Source organism: Methylobacterium sp. 190mf, from assembly GCF_900107945.1.
In the GTDB taxonomy this organism is placed as follows: domain Bacteria; phylum Pseudomonadota; class Alphaproteobacteria; order Rhizobiales; family Beijerinckiaceae; genus Methylobacterium.
In genome coordinates this window covers 23,468-30,257 of record NZ_FNVI01000042.1, presented here as the reverse complement: position 1 = coordinate 30,257, position 6,790 = coordinate 23,468, and the positions used below count along the sequence as shown (strand labels likewise).

The following is a 6,790-nucleotide window of genomic DNA, read 5'->3' as shown; positions in this document are numbered from 1 at the left end:
CGTTAAACACGCCAGCGCCTATGGTACTGTGTCTCAAGACACGGGAGAGTCGGTCGCCGCCAGACCCGCCCATCGCAATACACACACCTTCCCTCGACACGAACACCGATCCGGCCCCCGGACACGACGCCCGCTCGTCAGAGCCCGCGTCGACCCGGACCAGCCGTACAGACTTGGCGCGGGGTGGAGCAGCCCGGTAGCTCGTCAGGCTCATAACCTGAAGGTCACAGGTTCAAATCCTGTCCCCGCAACCAACGTCATCTGACAAAGCCCGCTGCGCCGAACGCGCAGCGGGCTTTTTTCATGGCCTGATGCCGCGTCTCACCGCGCCCCGACAGGTCGCCGGCTGCGCCGCTCGGCCTTGCGGGTCGCGGTCTCGCGCAGGTGATGCTCGATGGCGTCGTTGGCCCGGCCGCGCATGTGGCGGATGGCGTCCACGTCGTCGAAGGTCTCGGGGAAGCGCCGCGACAGCCACAGATAGGCGCTGGCGAGCTTCACGGTCCGCTCCTGGTAGTCGAGCGCGCCCGAGAGGTTGCCGCGCAGAGCCGGGACCGTGAGGCCGGCGGCCCGCGCCTGGCACCAGCGCTCCAGCAGCCCCATGGCAATCTCGTCGCGCCGGTCGATCGGGCAGACCGAGAAGGCGAACTTCTCCTCGATCGGCAGCCGCGCCCGGTCGACGATCCGGGCCACCTCCAGCACCTCCTCCAGGGCCGAGGGCTGGAACGGCGAGCCCGCGTAGAAGGTCGCCCGGGCGAAGTGGGTCAGCACCTCGTGCAGGCTGTGGGTGCGCATCTCCTCGGCCACCGAGCGGATCGCCCCGAGATCCGGGCGGACGAAGAAGCGCGTGTCGGCCGCCGGCGCCGTCGGTGCGCCCGAGAGGGCGGTGCGGATCGGCTCGGCGGCGTAGGGGTCGGTCGCCGCCACGTAGCCGACATCCTGGTGGCCGTAGCGGCCGGCCCGGCCGGCGATCTGCCGGATCTCGGAATGGGTCAGCGCCCGCTCGGCGGTCCCGTCCCACTTGCGCACCGCCGAGAAGACGATCCGCTTCAGCGGGCCGAGGTTGAGCCCCATGCCGATCGCGTCGGTGGTCACCAGCACGTTGGCCTCGCCGGAGCGGAAGCGCGCGGCCTCGGCCCGGCGGACCTCCGGCGACAGGGCGCCGTAGATCGTCGCCACCCGGTGGCCGCGGGCGACGAGGACCTCGCGGTTCTCGTGCACGGCCCGGCGCGAGAAGGCGACGACCGCGTCCCCGGCCTCGACCTTCTCCAGCGGCACCGGCTCCTCCAGCAGCAGGAGCGGCGACTTGCGGGTGAAGGGGATCACCTCCAGGGACTCGTCGGCGGCCTCGGCGGCGCGGCGGACATACGACAGGGCGTCGTCGGAGCCGCAGACGATCACGGTCCGCGCCGCGACGCCGAACAGCGCGTTGGTCCAGGCCCAGCCGCGGTCGGGGTCCGACAGCATCTGGATCTCGTCGATCACCGCCACGTCGATCGGCCGGGTGAGGTCGGCGGTCTCGATGGTGCGGGCGGTGTGGGTCGGGTCGGCCTCGCCCAGCACCTCCTCGCCGGTGATCATGCCGGCGCGCAGGCCCCGCTCGCGCAGGGTCTCGTAGTTCTCCAGCGCCAGGAGCCGGAGCGGCGCGAGGTAGGCTCCGGTCTCGGCCGCCGTCAGGTGCTGGAGCGCCGCGTAGGTCTTGCCGGAATTGGTCGGCCCCATGTGGAACACGATCTTCCGGTCGAGGCGCCGGGCGGCGGTGAACCGCTCGATATAGGCGCCGAAGCCGACCTGATCGCGCAGCCGCCGCAGGCGCGAGCCCTCGCGCGCCACCGCCTTGGCGTGGCGGCGGACGGGGGTGAGCGTGTCGTTGAGGCCGCGGGCGAGCTTCGGGCCGTACGTGAAGACCCGCGACCGGAGCGAGCGGTCCATGTGGGCGATGTAGGCGGCGGCGTCCGCCCCGACCTCGCGCAGGTCGACGAGGAGCTGCGCCCGCAGCCGGTCGACCGGCTTGTGCAGGGCGCGGGTCGCCTGGAGGGCCGTGCGCGCCACGGCATCGCGCAGGGCCTCCAGGCGGTGCGTCGGGTCGTTCCGCGCGGCCATGCGGGCGAGGATCTCGGCCGCCTCCGGCTCGGGGGCCACGTCGAGGCGCAGGTCCAGGCGGCCGTTGTCGAGGAGCGGGATCTCGGTCCGGATCAGCCAGGTGATGCGGTGGTCCTTGGTGACCACGGCCCGGAGATTGGGGATCGCCTTCCGGATCGCCGGGACGCCGGTCTCCGCGAAGGCCCGGGCCGCCCGCATCGCGCGGAGCGCCCCGGCGACGCGGTCGTCGTCGACCTCGGCGCCGTAATCGGGCAGGTCGAGCTGGGCGAGCAGCCGGTCGAGGTCGACCGCCTCCGGGGCGACGCCGAGCCGCCCCAGGGACTCGATCAGGCTCTCGATCGTCGGGCGGAGACGCTTGCGCGCCATGCGGTCACCTTCGGCAGAAGCGTCTGACGCCAACCCCGACGCGGTCGGGGGCGTTCCGGATCCGATCCATGCGCCGGGCGGAGGCGGCACGCCATCCCTGATGTGCGTCTCCGCCGTCTTTGCGAGCGCAGCGAAGCAATCCAGTCGGCGCCCTCCGGACGGAAGGCGCGCCGCCCTGGGTCGCTTCGCTGCGCTCGCGATGACGGAGCGTTACGGATGCCGCGCCGCCTCGGCGAGCCAGCCGCAGAAGGCCCGGACCGCCGGATCCTCTGCCCGCGGCTCGGGGATGTAGGTGTAGTAGCTCCGCGCGGGCAGGGCGGGGCCCGGGAAGGGCAGGGTCAGGCGGCCGGCCGCGACGTCGTCAGCGATCAGCCGCTCGGGCCCCATGGCGACGCCGAGCCCGTCGAGGGCGGCCTGGAGGGTCAGGTAGAAATGCTCCAGCGTCACCGTGGCCCGCGGCGCCAGGTCCGGGACGCCCGCCGCGCGCAGCCAGTCGGGCCAGACCCGCGGCAGCGTCGCGGCGTGCAGCAGCGTGTGCTGCCGGAGATCCTCCGGCACCCGGAGCGGCAGCCGGCGCAGCAGGTCCGGGCTGCAGACCGGGATGCGCCGCTCCGACAGGAACGGCTCCGCGCGGTGGCCCGGACGGCTGTCCGGCCCGCCCCGGATCGCCACGTCGAACGGCTCCGCCAAGCTGGCGAGGGGCACGTTCGAGGTGGTCAGCCGCACCTCGATCGACGGGTTGGTCCGCTGGAAGCCCGACAGGCGCGGGATCAGCCAGCGGAGTGTGAAGGTCGCCAGCGCGTTCACGTGCAGCAGGCGCGGCCGTCCGCGCTCGGCCTGCCGGGCGGTGGCCAGGGCGATGCGGTCGAGGGCGGCGCCGATCTCGGTGGCGTAGGCCGTGCCGGCCTCGGTGAGGACCACCCGCCGGTTGTGGCGCTCGAACAGCGGCAGCCCGAGCCAGCCTTCCAGTGTCTGGACGTGCCGGCTGACCGCCCCGTGGGTGACCCGCAGCTCGTCCGCCGCGCGGGTGAAGCTCCCGTGCCGCGCGGCCGCCTCGAAGGCCTTCACGGCGTTGAGGGGCGGCAGGCGACGGTGCACGGGTCAGGTTTCCTCACGCGAGCGTCAGCATAAGTCGTTTGTCAGCTCCGGGCCAGGGCGCCATCCTGCCGCCGCACCACGAAGGATGGCTGGATGTCCGTCGCGTCCGATCTGACTGCGTCTTCCGAAACTGCGTCTTCCGAAACCGCGTCCTCCCGGGCCGCGTCCCTGCCGGACGCCCGGCGCACGCTGGTGGCCACCGGCGTGAACCACGCCCTGCACGACGGCTACACGGACCTGATCTACGTGCTGCTGCCGGTCTGGCAGGCGGAGTTCGGCCTCGACTACGTCGCCCTGGCGTTCCTGCGCTCCCTCTACAACGGCGCCCTGGCGGCGCTGCAGATGCCGGCGAGCCGCCTCGCCCAGGCCTGGGGTGCCCGCACCGTGCTGGTGCTCGGCACCGTGCTCAGCGCGGCCGGCTACGCGATCGCCGGCGCCTCGGGCGGCCTCGTCGGGCTTGGGATCGGGCTCCTGCTCGGCGGCGCCGGCAGCAGCACCCAGCATCCCCTGGCGTCCGCGGTGATCGCCCGGGCCTACGGGCCCGGCGCCCGCGGCCCGCTCGGCACCTACAATTTCACCGGCGATCTCGGGAAGGCGGCGGTCCCGCCCCTGGTCGGCCTGCTGCTGACCCTGACGGGCTGGCGGCACGCGCTCTGGGTGATCGCCGGCGCCGGGATCGTGGTCGCGCTCGCGGTCGCGCGCCTGCTGCCGCGTGAGCCGGCGTCACGCAGCGGCGGCGGCGCTGCGCGTCCGGCGCCCCATCCGTCCGCGACCGGGCTGGGGAGCGGCACGGGCTTCCGGCTGCTCGTCGCCATCGGCATGCTCGACAACGCCGCGCGGCCGGCCTTCCTGCTCTACCTGCCGTTCCTGCTGCAGGAGAAGGGCGCGGCGCTGACCACGGTGGGCCTCGCCCTGTCGCTGGTCTTCGTCGGCGGCGCGCTCGGCAAGGCGGTCTGCGGGCGCCTCGGGGAACGCCTCGGCGTGACCCGGACCGTGATCCTCACCGAGACCGGGACGGCACTGGCGATCCTGGCGGTGATCGTGCTGCCGCTGGCTCCCGGGCTGATCCTGCTGCCGCTGCTCGGCGTGATGCTGAACGGCACCTCGTCGGTCCTCTACGGGACCGTCCCGGAGCTGGCGCCCGGCGGCCGGGTCGAGCGGGCCTTCGCGGTGTTCTACACCTGGACGCTCGGCGGCAGCGCGCTGGCGGCACCGCTGCTCTACGGGCGGCTCGGCGACGCGGCCGGCCCGCACTGGGCGGCCGTGGCGGCGGCCGGGACGGCGCTCGCCGTGGTGCCGCTGATGCTGGCCCTGGCGCCGCGCCTCGGGGCGGCGCACCGGCAGCGGGCCTGAGGCGCGCCGTCCGCTCGGATCACCCGTCATCGCGCGCGCAGCGAAGCGACCCGGGGATGCGCGACGCCGAGAACCGCGCTACCACTCTGGATTGCTTCGCTCCGCTCGCAACGACGTTCGCGTCAGGCGTTTCCGAGGGTGCTGACCCGGACGGCCTCGGACCGGCCGTCCACCGCCACGTCCCGGATCTCCGCCGGCGCCACGCGGGCCGCCGCGTAGACCGCCTCCGACACCACCGCCACGCAGCCGAGGACCTTGGTCAGGCCCTGGAGCCGGGCCGCGACGTTGACGGTGTCGCCGAGCGCCGTGAACCGGGCGTCGGTGGCGTCGCCCATCTCGCCGACGATCGCCGGGCCGGCATGCACGCCGATCCCGTACCGGAGGGTGTGCTCCAGGTCGGCCGCCAGGAGCCCGTTCAGGGTGTCGACCGACTCGGCGATGAGGTCGATCGCCCTCAGGGCCTCCCGAGCGGCCGCCTCGGCCTCCGTCTCCAGGCCGAACAGGGCCAGCAGGCCGTCGCCGAGGAACTGGTTGGTCGAGCCGCCGGCCTCGCGCACGGCGTCGCCGACCGCGCCGAGGAAGCGGTTGATGATGAACACCGTGTCGTAGGGCAGGCGCTCCTCGGCGAGCCGCGTCGAGCCGCGCAGGTCGACGAACATCGCCACGATGAAGCGCTCCTCGCCCGACTGCGCCCGGTCGAGTAGGTCGGCCTGGCGCATCCGCGGCTGCGGCGGCAGCAGCGGCACCACGGCCATGTCGGTCTCGGGCCGGAACTGGCAGGCGAGGCGCACCCCCGGGCCGGCCGCGATGCGCTCCAGCACCGCCCGCTCGGTGCGGCCGGGCGCCGGCGCCCCGTCGCTGCCGTCCGTCACCCGGATCCGGCAGGTCGAGCACCGGCCGCGGCCGCCGCACACGCTGGCGTGGGGGATCCGGTTGCGCCGGCTCGCCTCCAGCACGCTCGTGCCGCGGGGTACCCGCACCACCCGTCCGTCCGGGTAGATGAGCCGGATCGTGCCGCGCTTGATCTCGGCGAGCGTCCGCGCGCCGCGGGCCGCGATCACCGCCGCCACGAGGCCCGCGTAGGTCCCGAGCAGCCCGTCCCGGACGGCGGCGAGCCGCGCCACCTGGTCGGGCAGCCCGACATGGACCGGCTGGAGCGCCGCCGCGCGCCACGCCGGATCCTGCGCCAGGGTCATGACCATCCGGCCGCCCTGCGCGAAGCCCAGCAGCGACAGGACCGGCACCAGCACCGCGAGCGCCAGCAGCCAGGGCGCCATGCGGTCGAAGCCGGGCTTCAGCCGCAGCCAGAAATACAGGCCCATGCAGCCGTGGATCCAGGCGACGACCAGGACCGTGACCTGCATCAGGCCGAGGATCGGCGAGGCGATCCAGAAGGCGTAGAGTTCCTGCGCGTAGCCCTTGTCGAGCCCCTCGGTGACGAAGGAGACCCGGGTCCCGACGATGTGGCTGATGAGCAGCGGCGGGATCAGCAGGCCCGAGACCAGCTGCAGGGTCTCGGACGGCCGCCAGTGGAAGAAGCGGGCCGCGTAGAGGGCCTGGAGCCCGAGCAGCAGGTGGACCACCAGGGCGCCGTAGAGCAGCGTCAGGCCGACGGGGTTGAGCCAAACGGCCGTGACGAGGTCGAGGCCGTCCTCCATGGCGTCGAGGGAGACGTTGCCCAGGGCGTGGTTCAGCAGGTGGGTCAGCACGTAGCCGAACAGGATCAGGCCGCTGGCCAGCCGGAGGCGCCGCAGGTTCAGGCGGAGCCGCGCGGCGCGCGGGGCCGACCGGGGTTGCGCGCCCGACTCGGCGGACCGGAGCGTCGCGATCGAGGCTGTGCGCACCATGCTGGAGGTCCGAGGGGATCGGTTCT

At 73.8% G+C, this 6,790-nt stretch carries 4 protein-coding genes and 1 tRNA gene; 2 read left to right on the top strand and 3 right to left on the bottom strand.

Translation table 11 applies throughout. The annotated features are described in order from the left end of the window. Positions 1 to 177 precede the first annotated feature (177 nt). Positions 178 to 254, top strand: a tRNA-Met gene (locus C4T42_RS29300). Between the two features lie 67 nt (positions 255 to 321). Here the strand turns inward: C4T42_RS29300 and C4T42_RS29295 are convergent. Further along, positions 322 to 2,466, bottom strand: coding sequence for a helicase-related protein (locus C4T42_RS29295; protein ID WP_103986392.1), 2,145 nt, complete (start codon positions 2,464 to 2,466; stop codon positions 322 to 324). A gap of 210 nt (positions 2,467 to 2,676) precedes the next feature. Next, a complete protein-coding gene (gcvA, locus tag C4T42_RS29290; protein WP_103986391.1) occupies positions 2,677 to 3,564 on the bottom strand; it encodes a transcriptional regulator GcvA in 888 nt (295 codons plus the stop codon). Between the two features lie 93 nt (positions 3,565 to 3,657). Here gcvA and C4T42_RS29285 point away from each other — a divergent pair, with 93 nt between their 5' ends. After that, positions 3,658 to 4,917, top strand: coding sequence for an MFS transporter (locus C4T42_RS29285; RefSeq protein ID WP_103986390.1), 1,260 nt, complete (start codon positions 3,658 to 3,660; stop codon positions 4,915 to 4,917). 122 nt (positions 4,918 to 5,039) lie between these two features. Here C4T42_RS29285 and C4T42_RS29280 read toward each other — a convergent pair whose 3' ends face one another. Then, complete coding sequence (locus C4T42_RS29280) at positions 5,040 to 6,764, bottom strand: adenylate/guanylate cyclase domain-containing protein (protein WP_103986389.1); 1,725 nt, start codon at positions 6,762 to 6,764, stop codon at positions 5,040 to 5,042. Positions 6,765 to 6,790: the final 26 nt, after the last annotated feature.

Excerpts from the sequence above, each read along its gene's own strand:
- C4T42_RS29295 (WP_103986392.1), bottom strand. The coding sequence starts at position 2,466 with ATGGCGCGCAAGCGTCTCCGCCCGACGATCGAGAGCCTGATCGAGTCC.
- C4T42_RS29285 (WP_103986390.1), top strand. The coding sequence starts at position 3,658 with ATGTCCGTCGCGTCCGATCTGACTGCGTCTTCCGAAACTGCGTCTTCC.
- C4T42_RS29280 (WP_103986389.1), bottom strand. The coding sequence starts at position 6,764 with ATGGTGCGCACAGCCTCGATCGCGACGCTCCGGTCCGCCGAGTCGGGC.